Genomic DNA, 17231 nt, shown 5'->3' on the forward strand with positions numbered 1-17231 from the left:
GCGTCAGCCGGTCACGCGACCACGCACCGGGCCCTCTTCCCGGGCCCCCACCGACATCCCCGGGCCGAAGCCCGCCGCACCGTCCGGGGCGGGCGGGCTGCCTCCTCCCTGCCACCCGGGGAACCGCCCGCCCCCGCGGTGTTCACCTTCCTGCCAATCCGCGCCGTCAGCCGCGGTACTCGGTCTCCGGGGGAAGCGCGCTGGTGCAAACTGGTCCGGTGCACACGTCACTTGAGGGAGTCGGCACTCCACTTTCCGTCACGGTGAATGCCGGGAAGACAGCAGATGACCACGGAAAGTAGCGGACACCCCTGGGTGGACTGTGCCGGCCCTCTCCCGGCCGAAGGCGAGTGGTCTCCGGACTACTGGTCTCCGGAGGTCCGGGACGAAAACTTGACGCCCGTCAGGGAAGCGGCACGCAGCTGCGGCCGGGAATGTCCCGAGCGCTCGAACAGGCGGGGTCCGGCTCCGCCGTCGCAGCGGCCCCGAAGCCGGCGGGCTGGACTGCGGAGCGGCTCTGCACCGCGTCGCAGCCGTGAATCACGAGGCAAGTCTCGGCAAGGCCGAGACAAGCTGGAACCCTGACGGGATCCACACATCTGAACCGGATATGGACTTCTTCTCGAATGCGCTCTTCGCTCTTGCTGATCCTACGACTGGTGCACCATCAGCGTCGACTTCCGACGCATTATCAGCACGAGTGTCTCCTTATTTCAGAACGAAGGAGATCCCATGAAACAAACTAGTGGAGCGAAGCATTCACCGGTTACTCCGTGAACGGCCTCAAGGAGAAGTACAACTGCGACGCCTGGCCACAGGGCCGCATCGGCGTGGGCCGCCCCAGCACATCGCTGAGCCGAGCAAGCCCCCGACAACGTCCCCCACGATCCACTCAGAGAAGAAATCTCCCCCATGCGCGCTTCGACTTTATTCTTTCCGCTGGCAGCCCTCGCACTTCTGGGCTGCACTGCCGACGAAGAAACCTACGACTACGCGGCACCCAGCGAGCTGTGCGGTCTGAACATTGACCCAGGCCTCCTGCAACCGCTGCTGCCTCCGGGGAAGACGCTTGCGCAGTCGAGCGAGGGAAGCTATGAGGGCTACGACATCTGCACGGTCACCGTGGATTCCTCACAAGCGCTGAACGTCGGCGTCTCCTTCTCCGACGAGTACCGGGACCCGATGCAACGGACAACGCTCGCCGACAGCAGGAGAGAAGAAAAGATAGAGACCCGGGTCCAGGGCGAAGAGGCTGTCCTCTGGGCCACCGGTGTCAACATCTCCTTCCTCTGCGAACCACGCGAGGAAGCGAAGTACACCGTGCTCCGACTCACCGCCCAGCAACACTCCGGACCAAGTGAACCAGAACGCCGGGAACGGATCGAGGCCTTCGCCGAGAACCTCGCGACAGCGGTCAAGCAGGAACACGGCTGCAGCAGTTGACACCCGCACCGACCTGCCCCCCACTCAGCGGGGCCGCCCGCACAGACGCCGGGCGGCAGCACACCACAGCGGGCGGTGCGCACGGGCCGGCGTCAGTGAGACAGGACGTACTCGCACCAGACCGTCTTGCCTCTCGCGCACTCCGCCACACCCCATCGCGAGGCGATCGCTGAGACGATCAGCAGTCCTCGTCCACTGGTGTCGGAGGGGCGCGGGGAGGCGGGAGCGGGCCTGCGGTCGGCCCGGGTGTCGGTGACTTCGACCCGGACGACGTGTTGCCGCCGGGTGACCCGGAGCCGGAAGTCCCACCCCCGGTGATGACCGTGCACCACGGCGTTCGCCGCCAGCTCCGCAACCAGGAGTGCAACCGCTGAGGAGTCCTCGCTGTCGTAGGAGACGCCCCAGGCGTTCATGCGCTCCGCGACCAGGAGTCTGGCGAGCCGGGCGCCGTGCCGGGTGGAGGAGAAACTCATCACGAACTCGGAGGGGCGGAGGGGCCTGTCGTAGGGAGTGTCGGTAGCACGCATCACTCCCAGGTTTCCGTCTTCGGGGACAGGAAACCACCGGATGCCGACGAGCCGGTCCGTCCGCGCGTGGCACCCCTTCGCCGGACGGGACGGCCGCCCGGTTCCGTGCCGCCTCGGCAGGGCCGGGCGGCCGGGACGGGCGCCGTAGGATGGTCCGCGCCCACCCTTCACCCGACGACCGTCAGGACGCAACGTGACACGCCTCGGCGAATCCGTGCAGCGCGGCAGTGTGCTGCTGGCACAGGACCTCTCCTCCGACACCATGGTGCGGGAGCTGCTGGAGGAGACCGGGTCACGGCGCTATCTGGACCTGACCGACCTGTCGCCCGCGGAACAGGCGGAGCTGATCGGCTCGCGCGCGGTCGAGATCCTGCCCTCGGTGGAGAAACTGGCCGCGGACATCGGGCGGGCCCGGGAGGAGGGGCGCGGGCTGCACGTCAAGCTCGGCATCGACCCGACGGCGGCCGACGTGCATCTCGGGCACACCGTGCCGATGATCGTGCTCAGCCGCTTCCAGCGGATGGGGCACGATGTCACCCTGATCATCGGGGACATCACCGCGAAGATCGGGGACCCGTCGGGACGGTCCAGCGAACGTCCGCCGCTGACCGATGCGGACATCGCCGCGAACCTCGCGGGCTACCGCGACCAGGTCAAACCGTTCTTCGACTTCGACAAGGTGCGGTTCCGGCACAACAGCGAGTGGCTGGCCGGCATCACCCTGCCGCGGCTGATCGGCATCCTGACGCAGGTTCCGGCTTCCTCGCTGTTGCAGCGGGACGACTTCCGCACCCGGCTGGAGGGGGGTCACGGGCTCACCATGTCGGAGCTGATCTACCCGGTGGCGATGGCCATCGACTCCGCCGAGATCGACGCGGACATCGAGCTGGGCGGCGTCGATCAGCTGCTGAACATGCAGATGGGCCGCCGCGTGATGGAGATCTACGGGATGGAGCCGCAGCTGATCGCCACCATGCCGCTGATCGAGGGAACCGACGGTTCCGGCGCCAAGATGTCGAAGTCGCAGGGCAACTACGTCGGTCTGCGCGCAGCGGCCGACGAGGTGTTCGGGAAGATCATGTCGATTCCGGACCGGCTGATGGAGCCGTACCTGCGGGCCTGGACCGAGTGGTCCGACACCGAGATCCGGACGGTCACGGGCCGCATGGCGGACCGCTCGCTGCACCCGATGGACCTGAAGAAGGTCCTGGCCGGCGAGGTCGTCACCGCGATGCACGGCGTCGAGGCGGCGATGGCGGCCCGGGCCGGGTTCACCGCACAGTTCTCGAAGAAGAGCTTCACCGAGGTGGGAACGCTGCCCGAGGTGGACCTCGCTGAGCACGGTGGTGAGACCGTCGCCGCCGTGCTCACCAAGCTCCTCGAGTTCGCCCCGAGCGCTTCCGCTGCCCGCCGGCTGGCCAAACAGAACGCGCTGCGGCTGGTGCTGGAGACCGGCACCGGCCAGCACGCGTCGGTCCTGACGGAGTCCGATGCTCTGCGCCCGCTGAGCGAGGTGGCCGCCGAGCGTCTCGGGGGGGTCGAGGAGCCGGTCGAAGGTGTGTACCTGAAAGCGGGCCGCAAACTGGCCCGGCTCCACGGCGCCTGAGCACCGTACTGTCGTCGGGGCCCCGCACCCCCGCCGCCCGGGAGCGCGGGGCCCCGGCGTACGGTGGAAGGGTCCGGGCCCACACCCTTCCTTCCATCGGCCCGGCGAGAACGCAGGTGGTGAGCATGAGCCTGAGGCGCCTGCTGCACCGTGGGAGCGATGCGCCCGTGTACCGGATCACCGGTGCCCGGCAGAGCCTGGAGGACGATGTCCGGGGGCGGGAGCGGCGCTACATCATCTCGATGCTGGTCCGTACCGCGTCGGTGATTCTGACGGTTGTGCTGTGGAATGTGAGCCGCCCGCTGGCGATCGCGACGCTGTTCCTGGGCGCGGTGATCCCGTACGTCGCGGTGGTGGTCGCCAACGCCGGGCGGGAGAAGTCCCCCGCCCTTCCCTCGACCTTCCTCACCGACGCCGACCGGCGTCCGGCGCTGCCGGTTCGGCCTCCGCAGCGTCCGTCCGGGGGATCCGCACATCCGGAAGGCTCTCGTCCGGAAGACCCCCCACCGGAACACCCGCCCGGAGGGCGTCCACGGCCGGAACAGCGAGGCCCCGGAACGGGTGACACGGAGCAGCCCGAAAGCTGAGCAGGCAGTCGGAAGCTCAAGACAGGCTCAGATCAATTGCGCTGTTCTTCTGCACCCGGCGGGTTGTCACATGTCATACTTCAAGAGCGCTCCGCGTCCCCCGTCGGAGCGATGGACCGACGCCGGGCGGCTCCCCCCGTGGCTGCCCGGCGTCGCCGCGTTCTTCCCCGGGGTGTTGGATGGACCCGTGAACGACACCCCGATCTGCTCCGCCAAGGGATGCCGTGCCCCCGCCGTGTGGGTGCTGGCCTGGAACAACCCGAAACTGCACACGCCGGAGCGCCGCAAGACCTGGCTTGCGTGCGAGCAACACCGGGAGTATCTCTCGCAGTTCCTCGGCGTACGGAACTTCCTCAAGGACGTCGTGCCACTGGCGGAGCGGGAACCCCCCGAGCCGGAATGAGAGTCCCGGCCGAGTGTGCAGGAACCGGAAATCCGGCCGTGCCCGGCTGACGAGCGGTCAGCCGCCGATGGCGGACATCGGCCGCTGCGGCTGAAGGAAGGCGGGGTCGTCCAGCCCGGAACCGGCCTTCTTCCCCCACATGGCGGTCCGCCAGAAGGCCGCGATCTCGTCGTCACTCGCGCCCGAGCGCAGCGCCCCGCGCAGGTCTGATTCCTCGCGGGCGAACAGACAGGTGCGGACCTGGCCGTCTGCGGTCAGCCGGGTGCGGTCGCAGGCCCGGCAGAACGGCCGAGTCACGGAGGCGATGACGCCGACGCGGTGCGGACCGCCATCGACGACCCAGCGCTCCGCGGGGGCGGAGCCCCGCTCGTCCTCGCCCTCCGGGGTGAGGGTGAAGCGGGTGCGCAGCGAAGCGAGAATGTCTCCGGCCGTGATCATTTCGCTGCGCTCCCAGCCGTGCTGGGCGTCCAGCGGCATCTGCTCGATGAAGCGCAGTTCGTAGTCGTTCTCCACCGCCCAGGTGAGCAGGTCGGGGGCCTCGTGGTCGTTGAGTCCCGGCATCAGCACGGCGTTGACCTTGACGGGGGTGAGGCCGGCCTCGCGGGCCGCGGCCAGGCCGCGCAGTACGTCCGCGTGCCGTTTGCGGCGGGTCAGCCGCTGGAAGACTTCGGGGTCGATGGTGTCGAGCGAGATGTTGACGCGGTCCAGGCCGGCGTCGCGCAGTGCGCCCGCCATCCGCTCCAGACCGATGCCGTTGCTCGTCAGGGACATTTTCGGGCGCGGCTCAAGAGCGGCGCAGCGCTCGACGAGGGAGACCAGCCCGGGGCGCAGCAGCGGCTCTCCGCCGGTGAACCGCACTTCGGTGACGCCCAGGTCGGTGACGGCGATCCGGATCAGCCGGACGATCTCGTCGTCGGTGAGGAGGTCCGGCTTGGCCAGCCACTGCAGGCCCTCCTCGGGCATGCAGTACGTGCAGCGCAGATTGCACCGGTCGGTCAGAGAGACCCGCAGATCGGTCGCGGTCCGACCATAGGTGTCGAGCAGCATGCCGGGCTCTCCTCCGCTGTGGGTACCGATAGGGGCAGCGTACGTCAGACCGCGGGACCTTTCACCGGCCGACTGTGCGCGGGCGGTCCGCGAACGGAGGATGCACCGGGCCGTGCTGCTGCCCTCCGGGGTGGCCCGAGGGCGGCGGGTGGGCCCGAGGGCGGCGTGATGCGGACGGGGGGTGCGTGTGGTGTCGGTAGCGAGCCGTATCCTCGTGAACCATGCTCGAAGACCACCAGGCAGCCGCAGTTGACATTCCTGCGCAGCAGACCGCAAACCGGCCCTGGCCTTCGGGCTACCCGGACGGCTTCGCCGTGGTGGACGTGGAGACCACCGGCCTCGCGCGCCATGACCGGATCGTGTCCGCGGCGGTGTACCGGCTGGATGCCCGGGGTGCGGTGCAGGACCGCTGGTACACCCAGGTCAACCCGCGGCGTGATCCAGGACCGACCTGGATCCACGGGCTGACGGCAGCGATGCTGGCGGATGCGCCGCTCTTCCCCGAGATCGCCGAGGAGTTCGGCGATCGGCTGGCCGGCCGGGTGCTCGTCGCGCACAACGCCTTTTTCGACTGGTCCATGATCGCCCGCGAGTACGCGCGGGCGGACCGTGTGGCACCGGTCGAGCAGCGGCTGTGCACGATTGCGCTCGCCAAGGAGCTCGCCCTGCCGCTGCCGAATCACAAGTTGGAGACTCTGGCTGCGTATTACGGTGTGCGGCAGGAGCGTGCTCACCACGCGCTGGACGACGCGCGGGTACTTGCCGAGACGTTCCGGCCGAGTCTGCACCGGGCCGCCCGGGAGGGCATCCGGCTGCCGCTGCTGGCCTGCCGGCCGATCACCGACTGGACGGACTCCCCGGCCGGTGGCCCGGAGGAGGTGCGTCAGGACTCCTGGCGCACGTGGCGCAACGCCAAGCGGCGTCCGCCGTGCCGGTTCCCCAACCCCGGCCGGTACGAGGCCGGTGGCCCGCTGGTGCAGGGCATGCGGGTGGCCTTCTCGGGAGACACCTCCACGGACCGGGAGCTGCTGGAGGACCAGGCGCACGAAGCGGGCCTGCACATCGCGGGCAGCGTGTCCCGGCTCACCAGCCTGCTGGTCACCAACGATCCGGGCTCCCCGACGGCGAAGGTGGCCAAGGCCCGTCAGCACGGCACTCCGGTGCTCGACGAGGCCGCTTTCACCCAGTTGCTGCGTGAGATCGTGCCGGCCTCCGGGGCGGAGATCCCGGCCCAGGCCCCGGCGCATGATCCTGCCCCGGCCCCGGAGAGCTGACCGTGACCGGCTTCGGGTACCGTCGCATGCTGTGTACCGCTTTCTGCTCACCCGGCAGTGGGTGCTTCTCACCCTCGTCGCCCTGCTTCTGATCCCGGCCATGGTGCAGGCGGGTTTCTGGCAGTTCCACCGGCACCAGGAGCGGGTGGAGCGCAACGAGCTGGTCGCCGGCAGCCTGGCCGCGGATCCGGTGCCGATGGCGGAGCTCACGGCCCCGGCCCGAGGCCCGGCGGAGGAGGACCGGTTCCGCACGGTGACCGCGACCGGGACGTACGACGCCGGGCAGGAGGTGGTGGCCCGGCAGCGCACCCATCCCGGTACCGGCGCGATGGGCTATCACGTCCTGACCCCGCTGATCCAGGAGGACGGCAGCGCCGTACTGGTGAACCGCGGCTGGGTCCCGGCCGGCGACGACCCCACCCGGCTGCCCGAGGTGTCCGCTCCGCCCTCCGGCGAGGTGACGGTGAGCGGCCGGCTGATGCGGGACGAGACTCCGGAGAACTCCGGTATCCGGGAACGGGCCGGTCTTCCGGAGGGCATGGTGATGCTGGTCAGCAGCGAGCAGCGGGCCGCCGAGCTGGGCCGCCCCACGCTCGGCGGGTACCTGGAGCTGACCGGGACCTCCCCCGGGGAAACTGCCGCGGAAGGGGAGGCCCCGGTGCCGGAGACACTGCCGGCGCCGGGTCACCGGGGGATCGGCGCCCACTTCGCCTATGCGCTGCAGTGGTGGCTGTTCGCGGCTTTCGTACCCGTCGGCTGGGTGCTCCTGCTCCGTCGTGAGCTGAAGGACCGGCGGCCCCCTCAAGAAGGCGCGGAAACGCCTCCGGAGCCGGACCGGACCCCGGACCCCGGCCGGGCTCCGGTGGCGGGCGCCCGGGCCTGAGGAGCGCGAGCGTACGCCGCCCCGGAGCGTTCCCTCAGCTGACGCGCTCAGCTCCGTGCCTGGCCGCACGCAGGCGCACGTCGGAGGGCAGCCCTTCAAGTCCTGCGGAGACCCGGGCGTGTTCCAGAGCCTCGGTGCGCAGCCGGTGGACGGCGTCGGCCGGCTGGGCGTGCGGGGCGAGCAGCAGCCGTACCCGGGCCCGCGGCCGGGTACGGGAGCCCTCCAGAGCGATGCGGGCGCGGTCGATGCCGGACAGTGCCTCCGCCTCCGCCGTCACCACGTCCTCGACGGCCCGGCCGCGCAGCACGGCACCCACGCCGTCCCCGCTGTCGACCAGTACCTCCGACAGCCGCTGCCTGCGGAGCTGGGCGAGCGCCCACCACAGGCTGAGAAGGACCAGAGCCGCGAGGACGCCGATGACCACCGGCCACCACCAGCCCTCGTCCCGCCACTGCGTGCGGTCGGTTCGGGTGAGCAGGACGTCCTGCGGGGTGCGCCAGGACCACCCGTCGGGGTGGTTGAAGCCCCAGCGTTCCGCCAGGTCGAGCGCGCCGGCCAGGGCCGCAGCCCCGAAACCGAAAAGCAGCAGGCCGGTCAGCGCCAGCAGAACACGGTTCACGGTTGTCAGCATCGTCTCCTCTTCCCCTCAGCCCTTCGCCGGCCGGCGGACGTGCAGGGCAAGCGAGGGCCGCCGGGCGAGACCGAGTTCGTCGAGCCCGCTGTGCAGTGCGGCGTCGAGATCGGAGCGGACCTCGTCCAGGTCCCGGAAGTGGACCTGCGCTGTGGCCCGTACCCGCCGCCGTCCGACCGTGACCCGGGCCGAGCGGACCCCGGAGACCTCCATGGCACGGTCCCGCAGGATGAGGGCCGCGGCGCTGCGATGCAGGCCGGCACGGTGCGTATCGTTCTCGGTGCGCATCGGGAGCAGACCGCGCAGCCCCGGGGTGAGGGCGAGTACCAGCAGCCAGATGCCGAGCAGCACCGCGAGCACGGCACCGGCTACGACCCAGGGGTCGTCCAGCTGCCGGGTCGCGAGCGCGTCGGCGAGGTTGGTGCGCCAGCGGCCCGCAGGGCGGTCGGCACGGACCGCGACCACGTCGTACAGCAGGAGGGCGGTGGCAGCGAGCAGCACCAGCGCAACGATCCCGGCGGGTACCCGGCGGGAGGACCAGAACCGGCGGGCTGCTCCGTCCTCGGCCCGGGCCGCAGGCTGGTCGCGTCCGGTGGTGCCCGGTTCGTCACCGCCGCCGGGACCTCCGCCGGGCAGCGGAGCCGCGGTGGCGCCGGAGGGCTTCTTCTCGAGCGTCGGCGGCCCCGTCGACGGCTCGCCCGGTTCACCTGTGGGGTGGCTCATCCGACCCTCCCTCCGCTGTCGTCGTCCGCGTGGGCGGAGTGCAGCCGCTCCACTTCCACTCCCACATCCGGGACGTCCATGCCGGCCAGTTCGCCGAGGCGCTCCGTGACCCGGCTGCGGACGGCTCCGCACTGGGCCCCGATGTCGGAGGGATAGCCCAGTTCCACGGCGATCCGGACGCGTGCCATGCCTCCGGTGCCGTCCGGCCCGGGGTGGCGGCGGACCGACACGCTGGCATAGGGCTTCCGGGCACGGCCGGGAGGGACCTGGGAGGCCTGCGGCGCGGCCCGCAGCGCTTCACGAGCGGCCTGGGCGGCGAGCTTGGCCACGACCCGCTCGGCGATCCGGAGGGAACCCCGTTCGGGCGGTCTGACCACGGCTTCCACGTGACTCAACGCCGCCGTTCGTCGTTGTGACCGCGGCCCCGGAAGAAGTCTCCCAGCTCCAGGTCTCCCTCAGTGAGGCGGCCGGCTACGAAGCCGACGGCGCCCAGGGCTGCCACCAGCAGGAATGCCCCGAAGCCGCCGAAGTATCCGGCGAACCCCAGCGCCATGCCGGCAATCATGCCGGCTACGGCCATGCTCATCGTCCGCTCCTCCACTCGCTGTGTCCGCTGTCCGGCCGCCCCGGGTCATCCCGCTACTGCAGCCGGGGCCGGTCCGCATCCTCGTCCTCGTCGTCCTCCTCGTCGGGGAGCTTGACATCGCTCACTGCGATGTTGACCTCGACGACCTCCAGCCCTGTCATCCGTTCCACCGCGGAGATGACGTTCTCCCGCACCGCGCCGGCGACCTTCGGGATCGCGGCGCCGTACTCCACCACGATCTCCAGATCCAGGGCGGCCTGCACCTCACCGACCTCGGCCCGCACACCGCGGGTGGCGGACTTTCCGCTGCCCGCGCCGGGCACCCGCTCCCGGACGGCGCCGAAGGTGCGCGCCATCCCGCCGCCCATGGCGTGGACTCCCGGCATGTCGCGGGCCGCCAGCCCGGCGATCTTCGCCACCACGCCGTCGGCGATGGTTGTCCGGCCGCGGCCCGCAGGGTCGCCGGAGCCCCGGCGACTGTCCGCCGAAGGCACGGTGCCACTGGCGGAGGCCCCCTGGCGCTGGGCGGCCTGGTCGTTGCTGTTGCGGTTCTCGGTGTCGGTCACTGACTTCACACCTTTCCGGGGGGACAGTAGCTCTCTGCGCCTCCAAGGCAACAGTAAGCCTGTCCCGATCGCAGTTCCTGTCGGACGACCGGCCGGACGGGGGAAAGCACAGCCGCCGACCGGTGCTTACGCCATGCTGTACCCAGGCTCGGCCGATCTGCACGGAACACGGGAAATCACCTGGACAGCGCAAACAGGAAGGTGGCTGATCAGATGGGCGCGGAACAGCTGGCACAGGCTGTACGTCGGCAGCTGGAGTTCGGGAGGCTGGTGCCCCTGGGGCCGGCTGCGGAAGGGGCGTGGCTGGCGGAGCGGGCCGCGGAGGTCGTGTTGCGGGAGGCCGCCGGCGCGGTGCCGGGGGTCCGGCTCGGAAGCCTGCGGCTTGCCCTGGCGGATCCCGGGCAAGCGGACGCGGAAGCGGCCCGGGCGGCTGCAGAGGGCCCGCAGGACGCCCGGCCACCGCGCCCGGCAAGCGCGCTGCCGCCCGGGCCGCTGCGCATGACCGCGGAGTTCGCCGCGGCGGCGGACCGTCCGCTGCCCGAGTCGGCGGAGCACCTGCGCACGGCGCTGGCCCGCGCTGCCGAGCAGCGGATCGGGCTCGAGGTGTCAGCGGTCGACCTGCATGTGACCGGGCTGCTGGACGAGGCTCCGGACGGGACCGGGGTCAGCGGGGACGCCGCAGGCGGAGAGGAGGCCGGCGGCGGAGAGGCCGTGGAGAGGGCCGGAGAAGACGCCGGGAGCCCCGCCGCGGTGCCTCCGTCCGGGGTCGCCGCGGCGGTCGCCGCGGCGGTCCTGGCCGTGCCGGGGGTGCTGCGTCTGTCCGCGTCCCCGGTCGGTGCGGTGCGGGCCGTCCGGGCCGAGGACGGACAGGTGGAGGTGCAGCTGACCGTCTCCCGGGAGCGACGGATCCTCGACGTGGTGCGGGACGCCCGCCGGGTCACGGTGGCGGCGGCCGGGACGGAACGCGTTGCCGTCACGGTCACCGAGGTCAGCTGAGTCCCGTGAGGTCCCGCAGCCGGCGGGCCTGCGCGGCACGCTCGGCGGCGCGCTGCTCGTCGAAGGTGCGGTCGGATGCTCCTCGCAGCAGGGCCTTGGTCTCGATCACGGCGTTCCGGGGGGCGGCGAGCAGCGCCGCGGCCAGGTCGGCGGCGGCGGCCGGCAGATCCGCGGCGGGAACCACCAGGTTGGCCAGGCCGATCCGCTCGGCCTCCTCGGCCTGCACGGTGCGGCCGGTGGCGCAGATCTCCAGGGCGCGGGCGTAGCCCACCAGGGAGACCAGGGGCTGGGTGCCGGTCAGGTCGGGGACCAGGCCCAGGGAAGTCTCCCGCATGGCGAACCGGGCGTCGTCGGCGCAGATTCGCAGGTCGCAGGCGAGGGCGAGCTGGAAGCCTGCGCCGATCGCATGGCCCTGCACGGCGGCGACCGATACCAGGTCGTTGCGCCGCCACCAGGTGAAGGCTTCCTGGTACTCCGCTATGCGGGTGTCCAGTGCCTCGTCACCGGCGCGGGCGAGTTCGTGAAAGGCCAGCTCCCCGCCGATGCCCTCCGGGCTGAAGGCGCGGCGGTCGAGGCCGGCGGAGAAGGACGGGCCTTCTCCGCTCAGCACGACCACGCGGATGTTGCCGGGCAGGACACGCCCGGCTTCGGTGAGGGCCCGCCACATCGCGGGCGTCTGGGCGTTGTGCTTGGCTCCGTTGGCGAGTGTGACGGTGGCCACTGCGTCGTCGACGGTGACGCGCACACCGTCCTTGTCGAGCAGGCTCATGGGACCCTCCGGAGTTACTCAGCAGCAAGTGACTACTGAAGAGTAACCATCCGGGGGGCACCGCCCCACTCCGGGTCAGGACGAGGCAGCCTTCCGGCCCCGCGTCGCTCCCCCGCGGCCCCGCAGACTCACGTCCGCTTCGCTCAGCATCCGGTGCACGAATCCGTAGCTCCGGCCGGTTTCCTCGGCCAGGGCCCGGATGCTCGCACCTGATTCGTATTTCTGCTTGAGGTCCGCCGCGAGCTTCTCGCGCGCGGGGCCGGTCACCCGGCTGCCCTTCTTCAGAGTCTCGGCCACCCGTGCCTCCTCATGGGAAGTGCGCTCTTGAACTCTCATGATCACCCCTATCCCGGTTCCTGGCCACCCATTCGGCGAGGTCGGTACGAGTCCGGCAGGGCTCGGCAGCCGTCCTCCGGCCGCCCGGAAGGCCTTCCGGGGCAGCGATCCACCGCGGGCGAGCCACCGGAGCGGAGGGAAAACAGCAGGTCAGCAGGGGTGAGGGAGCAGCGCGGTGCCGAGCCCGGCACGGGGCGTGGCCCGCACCAGGCACCACGCCGGTGCACCAGCCAATCTCATCCGGATGAGGGACCGGGAGTGGGCCGAAAGATCCACATCTCTCTGCGCACGGTGCTCAGCCGCGGCCAGCACCCGGTGCTCGCACCGGCCCGCGGGCGGTTGCTCCCGCGAGGGTCAAGCCGCTGGGGCGAGGGTTCAGGCGAGGGCAACGAGGTCCGCGTAGTCCTGGCCCCACAGGTCCTCGACGCCGTCCGGGAGCAGAATGATGCGTTCCGGCTGGAGCGCGTCGACTGCGCCCTCGTCGTGGCTGACCAGCACGACGGCGCCGGTGAAGGTCTGCAGCGCCCCGAGGATCTCCTCCCGGCTCGCGGGGTCGAGGTTGTTGGTCGGCTCGTCGAGGAGAAGCACGTTCGCCGAGGAGACCACGAGGGTGGCCAACGCCAGCCGGGTCTTCTCACCGCCGGACAGCACCCGGGCCGGCTTCTCCACATCGTCGCCGGAGAACAGGAACGATCCCAGGGTCTTCCGGATGGCGACCAGGTCCATGTCGGGGGCGGCGGAGCGCATGTTCTCCAGGACCGTGCGGTCCGGATCCAGCGTCTCGTGCTCCTGCGCGTAGTAGCCGATCTTGAGCCCGTGACCGGGCGTGACCCGGCCGGTGTCGGGCTTCTCCACTCCGGCCAGCAGGCGCAGCAGAGTCGTCTTGCCGGCTCCGTTGAGGCCGAGGATGACCACGCGGGAGCCCCGGTCGATGGCCAGACCGACATCGGTGAAGATCTCCAGCGAGCCGTAGGACTTGGAGAGTCCTTCCGCGGTCAGCGGCGTCCTGCCGCACGGCGCCGGGTCGGGGAAGCGCAGCTTGGCGACCTTGTCCTGCCGCCGCTCGGCCTCCAGACCGGACAGCAGACGTTCCGCGCGCTTGGCCATGTTCTGGGCCGCGGTGGCCTTGGTGGCCTTGGCACGCATCTTGTCTGCCTGCGAGTTGAGGGAGGCCGCCTTCTTCTCTGCGTTGGCGCGTTCGCGCTTGCGGCGCTTCTCGTCCGCCTCGCGCTGGGCGAGGTACTGCTTCCAGCCCATGTTGTAGACATCGATGTGCGAGCGGTTGGCGTCCAGGTAGAAGACTTTGTTGACGACCGTCTCGACAAGATCGATGTCGTGGGAGATGACCACGAGGCCGCCGCGGTAGGTCCGCAGGAAGTCCCGCAGCCAGACCACCGAGTCGGCGTCCAGGTGGTTCGTCGGCTCGTCGAGCAGCAGGGTGTCGGCGTCGGAGAACAGGATGCGGGCCAGCTCGACACGCCGCCGCTGACCGCCGGAAAGGGTGTGCAGCTGCTGCCCGAGAATGCGGTCCGGGAGCCCCAGGCTCGCCGCGATGGTGGCGGCCTCCGCCTCGGCCGCATAGCCGCCCTTGGTGAGGAACTCGGTCTCCAGGCGCTCGTACTTCTTCATGGCCCGCTCGCGGGTGGCGCCCTGCCCGTTCGCCATCCGGTCCTCGTTCTCCCGCATCTTGTTCAGCACCGTGTCCAGGCCACGGGCGGACAGGATGCGGTCCCGGGCCAGAGAGTCGAGGTCCCCGGTGCGCGGGTCCTGCGGGAGGTAGCCGATCTCACCGCCGCGGGTGATGGTCCCGCCCGCGGGCACCCCCTCCCCCGCCAGGCACCTGGTGAGCGTGGTCTTGCCGGCGCCGTTGCGGCCGACCAGGCCGATGCGGTCACCCTTGGCGATACGGAAGGAAGCGGATTCGATGAGGACACGGGCGCCGGCGCGCAGCTCGACGGCAGTGGCGGTGATCATGGACAGAACTCCAGGGCAGGGATGCGTACGGGCAGGGACTGCGAGAGCGCGCGACGAGGAAGCGTGGCCGGCCGGCGTCGCGCGGCGGTATGCCCGCTAATGCACGAGGAACGGAATGTCCATGCGGCCAGTCTAACGGCGCGGCGCAAGCCCTCCCCCACCCGCCGTCCCGCCGCCCGGGGCCGGGCGGCGGGACGGCCGGGGGCCGTCACGAGCCTCCGGTGTGCAGCTGGAATGCTGCCCGCCGGATCCGGCGGGCGACCGCGGGCTCCGGGTGGACGGCGGCCAGGGCCAGCAGGACCTGCACCGTACGGGGGTGCCCGCAGGTGCGGACCTCCTGGAGCAGTGCGCCGACGGTCGGCTGCACCGCGGCCTCCAGGTGGTCGAGCAGCAGCCGGGCGGCGCCGTGGTCGTGCGCGGCGGAGGCGGTGTCGACCCACAGCCAGGTCGCCTCCTCGCGGGTGAGCACGGTGAGGAGGGCCTCCGTGCCGTCCTCCGGCTCGCCGGTCTCCTGCTCGGCGAGCCACAGGAGGGCGTACGGGCGCAGTGCGGGCTCCTCGGTGACGGCGCGGACGGCGTCCTGGGCGGGGGCGCCGACGACCCGCAGGGCTTCGAAGGCCAGCCCTCGGATCAGCGCGTCCTCCCCCCGGGCGGCGTCCAGCAGTTCGGCGACCGCCGGTCCGGTGGTCCGGGCTGCGAGCCAGGCGCGGTACTCGGCGCGGGCCGGACCGGGGGTGAGGGTGGCGCAGCCGCGAAGCATGCCCACCGCGGACTGTTCGATGTTGCCGACCGGGCTCTGGGCGGCGATGCAGATGTGTTCCAGCTTGGTCCAGGTCGCCCAGCTGCCGAGCTCCGTCAGCCGGGCCCGAGCCGGAAGGCCGTCGCGTTCCTGCAGGCTGAGTGCGCCGACGGCGGCCAGCGCGTCCAGGGCCCAGCCGAGCAGCCGGACCAGCTCCGCCTCCTCCCCGGGTGCCTGGCCCGGCACGGGGCCGTCGGACTCACCGGCGGTGGCGGCCTCGGCACGTTCGGCACGCAGCTCGGCGACCCGCTGCAGCAGCAGTTCACGCAGTCCGGCCTCGGTCACGGGACCGTCGGAGAGCTGCATCACGGAGAGGAGTTGCGGGACGGCGCTGACCACCTCGGCCACCGCGTGCGGGTCGGCGTCGTCGGGTGCGGACCGGGCCAGCGACCAGCCGTCGAAGAGCGCGACCCAGCCGCGCAGGACGGCGGAGTCGTCGCGTTCCCAGGCGCGCAGCCGCCAGCCCGCCCGGACTCCGCCCTCGGCGTCCTCGTCCGCCCCGTACTCGACCAGTCCCGCGAGCCGCGCGCGGCTCCAGTGGTCGCGTACCTGGCCGGGTGTCAGGCCGAGCTCCCCGGAGGCCGCCCCGGGGTCCGGTCCGGGCGCGGTGCCGGTGCGGTGCGCCCAGCGGGCCAGCCGCACCGCATCGGACAGGAACGCCCTGGCCTGCCGGGCGAGTTGTTCCTGGGAGAGGGCACCCCTTGGCGGCCGGGCGGGCCGGCGACGGGCGGCCGACGAGGCGTCCTTCGTGGCAGCGGTGGGTTGTGCAGGCACTCCGGGGACTTCGGGTACTCCGGGAAGAAGATGCAGCCGGGGCTCGCGCGGAGAGTACGTCACGGAAGCAGTCTCACCGCTGAGGGCACGAAAGCCCAAACTCCCCGTACAGCGACTCAGATGAGTGGGGTGAGGAAGCGGCGCAGCGCCTCCTCGTAACTGCTCGGGCCGGCGTTCCACATGGCGGCGTGCCCGGCGTTGGCGACACTGTGCAGCGTGACGTTGGCGGGGTGCCGGTCGGCGAACCGGCGGGAGACATCCCAGGGGGCGACGGAGTCCGCGGGGCCGTGCACCAGCAGCATGGGACGGGGTGCCCCGTCCGGCCGGGTGTCCGCGTCCGGCGGGGTGGCGTGGTCCAAGGCGATGCGCGCGCGGGCGGCGGCGACGGCCAGCGGCAGCAGTGGCCGGGGGACGCCGCGGTCCGCGGCCAGCGCCCGCAGGGTGGCCGCAGGATCGAGCACCGGTGAGTCGAGGACGATCCCGGCGATCCGGTCGCGCAGCGCGGAGCGGGCGGCGGTGTGCAGGGCCATGGCGGCTCCCACCGACCAGCCGTACAGCAGCACCCGCCGGGCTCCGAAGCGCACGGCGTAATGGACGGCCGCGTCGGCGTCCCGCCACTCCTGGGTGCCGAGCCGGCTCAGGCCGTCCGGGAGGGGCGGGGCGCCAAGGTCGCCCCGGTATGCGGGCAGCAGCACGGGGAACCGGTGCTGCTGCAGGAAGGGGAGAACGTTCAGCGGATGCTCCCGGCCCGAGCCGAGCCCGTGCAGGGTGACGATCCAGGTGTCCCGGTGGCCGGGCACGAACCAGGCGGGCAGCTTTCCGTCCGCACCGGGGATGTCCACGTCCGCGCAGGTGATGCCCAGAGCGGAGTGCGGATCCCCCTCGTACAGCTGCGGGGTGAGCTTCACCCGCGTGCCGGCGGTGAGGTCCCCGTGGCTGATCCGCTCCAGGCGGCGCACCACCGTGTCCGCCTCACCGGGTTCGTCGAGTACCGGCCCGACGACGGCACGGCAGGTCCGGCCGGAAATGCCGTACCGGCCGGGGCGCAGGGTGGCCAGGGTGCGGGTGAGGGCGATCCGGTCGGACTCCACGCTGTGCACGGTGAGCTCCGGGCCGTGGAACCCGGCCGGCTCCCCGCGTTCGGGGTGGGTGCGCAGCGCGGCGCCACCGGCGATCCGGCCGGCGGCGACCGCAGCCGCCCCGGCACCCAACAGAGCTGTCGCGGCCAGGGCCGCCGAGGTTCGCCGACGCATATCTCCCAGGATGCAGGCATCACGCCGGGGCGGCGACCGGACGCGCGGGCGGGA

At 71.7% G+C, this 17231-nt stretch carries 19 protein-coding genes; 7 read left to right on the forward strand and 12 right to left on the reverse strand.

From position 1 onward, the window contains the following. Window positions 1–912: 912 nt before the first annotated feature. Window positions 913–1443, forward strand: coding sequence for a hypothetical protein (locus tag PJ985_RS12670; protein WP_271683805.1), 531 nt, complete (start codon window positions 913–915; stop codon window positions 1441–1443). 92 nt (window positions 1444–1535) lie between these two features. Here the strand turns inward: PJ985_RS12670 and PJ985_RS12675 are convergent, their stop codons facing one another. Next, the gene (locus PJ985_RS12675) at window positions 1536–1970 is read right to left on the reverse strand and encodes an ATP-binding protein (protein ID WP_271683806.1); all 435 of its coding nucleotides are present in this window, start codon (window positions 1968–1970) and stop codon (window positions 1536–1538) included. 193 nt (window positions 1971–2163) lie between these two features. Here PJ985_RS12675 and tyrS point away from each other — a divergent pair, with 193 nt between their 5' ends. The 3 genes from tyrS to PJ985_RS12690 all read left to right on the forward strand — a co-directional run bounded on the left by tyrS (window position 2164) and on the right by PJ985_RS12690 (window position 4566). After that, on the forward strand, window positions 2164–3576 hold the full coding sequence (tyrS, locus tag PJ985_RS12680; protein ID WP_271683807.1) for a tyrosine--tRNA ligase: 1413 nt from the start codon (window positions 2164–2166) through the stop codon (window positions 3574–3576). A 125-nt stretch (window positions 3577–3701) separates the two neighbouring features. Next, window positions 3702–4163 carry a DUF3099 domain-containing protein gene (locus PJ985_RS12685; protein ID WP_271683808.1) on the forward strand — a complete coding sequence of 154 codons (462 nt, stop codon included), beginning with the start codon at window positions 3702–3704 and terminating at the stop codon, window positions 4161–4163. Between the two features lie 187 nt (window positions 4164–4350). Next, window positions 4351–4566 carry a hypothetical protein gene (locus PJ985_RS12690; RefSeq protein ID WP_271683809.1) on the forward strand — a complete coding sequence of 72 codons (216 nt, stop codon included), beginning with the start codon at window positions 4351–4353 and terminating at the stop codon, window positions 4564–4566. Window positions 4567–4623: 57 nt separating this feature from the next. Here the strand turns inward: PJ985_RS12690 and moaA are convergent, their stop codons facing one another. After that, window positions 4624–5613, reverse strand: coding sequence for a GTP 3',8-cyclase MoaA (moaA, locus tag PJ985_RS12695; protein ID WP_271683810.1), 990 nt, complete (start codon window positions 5611–5613; stop codon window positions 4624–4626). Between the two features lie 221 nt (window positions 5614–5834). Here moaA and PJ985_RS12700 point away from each other — a divergent pair, with 221 nt between their 5' ends. After that, window positions 5835–6887: a DEDDh family exonuclease gene (locus PJ985_RS12700; protein WP_271683811.1), complete on the forward strand. Its 1053-nt coding sequence runs from the start codon at window positions 5835–5837 to the stop codon at window positions 6885–6887. Between the two features lie 31 nt (window positions 6888–6918). Then, window positions 6919–7770, forward strand: a complete 852-nt coding sequence (locus tag PJ985_RS12705) for an SURF1 family cytochrome oxidase biogenesis protein (protein ID WP_271683812.1) — start codon at window positions 6919–6921, stop codon at window positions 7768–7770. A 34-nt stretch (window positions 7771–7804) separates the two neighbouring features. On the opposite strand, the gene amaP is transcribed toward PJ985_RS12705, so the two are convergent. The 5 genes from amaP to PJ985_RS12730 are packed head-to-tail and all read right to left on the reverse strand — an operon-like array spanning window position 7805 to window position 10204. Further along, a complete protein-coding gene (gene amaP, locus PJ985_RS12710; protein ID WP_271683813.1) occupies window positions 7805–8401 on the reverse strand; it encodes an alkaline shock response membrane anchor protein AmaP in 597 nt (198 codons plus the stop codon). A gap of 15 nt (window positions 8402–8416) precedes the next feature. Beyond that, window positions 8417–9124, reverse strand: a complete 708-nt coding sequence (locus tag PJ985_RS12715) for a DUF6286 domain-containing protein (protein ID WP_271683814.1) — start codon at window positions 9122–9124, stop codon at window positions 8417–8419. Further along, the gene (locus tag PJ985_RS12720) at window positions 9121–9501 is read right to left on the reverse strand and encodes an Asp23/Gls24 family envelope stress response protein (RefSeq protein ID WP_443033474.1); all 381 of its coding nucleotides are present in this window, start codon (window positions 9499–9501) and stop codon (window positions 9121–9123) included. Before PJ985_RS12720 ends, PJ985_RS12715 begins: the two co-directional genes overlap by 4 nt. A gap of 14 nt (window positions 9502–9515) precedes the next feature. After that, window positions 9516–9710: a hypothetical protein gene (locus tag PJ985_RS12725; protein ID WP_271683815.1), complete on the reverse strand. Its 195-nt coding sequence runs from the start codon at window positions 9708–9710 to the stop codon at window positions 9516–9518. Window positions 9711–9763: 53 nt separating this feature from the next. Continuing rightward, window positions 9764–10204, reverse strand: a complete 441-nt coding sequence (locus PJ985_RS12730; protein WP_271684031.1) for an Asp23/Gls24 family envelope stress response protein — start codon at window positions 10202–10204, stop codon at window positions 9764–9766. 285 nt (window positions 10205–10489) lie between these two features. Here PJ985_RS12730 and PJ985_RS12735 point away from each other — a divergent pair, with 285 nt between their 5' ends. Beyond that, window positions 10490–11272: a hypothetical protein gene (locus tag PJ985_RS12735; protein ID WP_271683816.1), complete on the forward strand. Its 783-nt coding sequence runs from the start codon at window positions 10490–10492 to the stop codon at window positions 11270–11272. Here the strand turns inward: PJ985_RS12735 and PJ985_RS12740 are convergent. The 5 genes from PJ985_RS12740 to PJ985_RS12760 all read right to left on the reverse strand — a co-directional run bounded on the left by PJ985_RS12740 (window position 11265) and on the right by PJ985_RS12760 (window position 17177). Beyond that, complete coding sequence (locus PJ985_RS12740) at window positions 11265–12041, reverse strand: enoyl-CoA hydratase/isomerase family protein (RefSeq protein ID WP_271683817.1); 777 nt, start codon at window positions 12039–12041, stop codon at window positions 11265–11267. The two genes, PJ985_RS12735 and PJ985_RS12740, sit on opposite strands and share 8 nt — an antisense overlap. A 75-nt stretch (window positions 12042–12116) precedes the next feature. Further along, the gene (locus tag PJ985_RS12745) at window positions 12117–12338 is read right to left on the reverse strand and encodes a helix-turn-helix domain-containing protein (protein ID WP_271683818.1); all 222 of its coding nucleotides are present in this window, start codon (window positions 12336–12338) and stop codon (window positions 12117–12119) included. A 414-nt stretch (window positions 12339–12752) separates the two neighbouring features. Then, window positions 12753–14351 (reverse strand): ABC-F family ATP-binding cassette domain-containing protein, encoded by a 1599-nt coding sequence (locus tag PJ985_RS12750; RefSeq protein ID WP_271683819.1) that lies wholly within the window; start codon window positions 14349–14351, stop codon window positions 12753–12755. Window positions 14352–14559: 208 nt separating this feature from the next. After that, entirely contained in the window at window positions 14560–15924 is a 1365-nt protein-coding gene (locus tag PJ985_RS12755) for a hypothetical protein (RefSeq protein WP_271683820.1), read from the reverse strand. 116 nt (window positions 15925–16040) lie between these two features. Beyond that, window positions 16041–17177, reverse strand: a complete 1137-nt coding sequence (locus PJ985_RS12760) for an alpha/beta hydrolase (RefSeq protein ID WP_271683821.1) — start codon at window positions 17175–17177, stop codon at window positions 16041–16043. Window positions 17178–17231 lie beyond the last annotated feature (54 nt).

Origin of the sequence: Streptomyces sp. ACA25, assembly GCF_028200735.1 — a bacterium.
Lineage (GTDB): Bacteria > Actinomycetota > Actinomycetes > Streptomycetales > Streptomycetaceae > Streptomyces.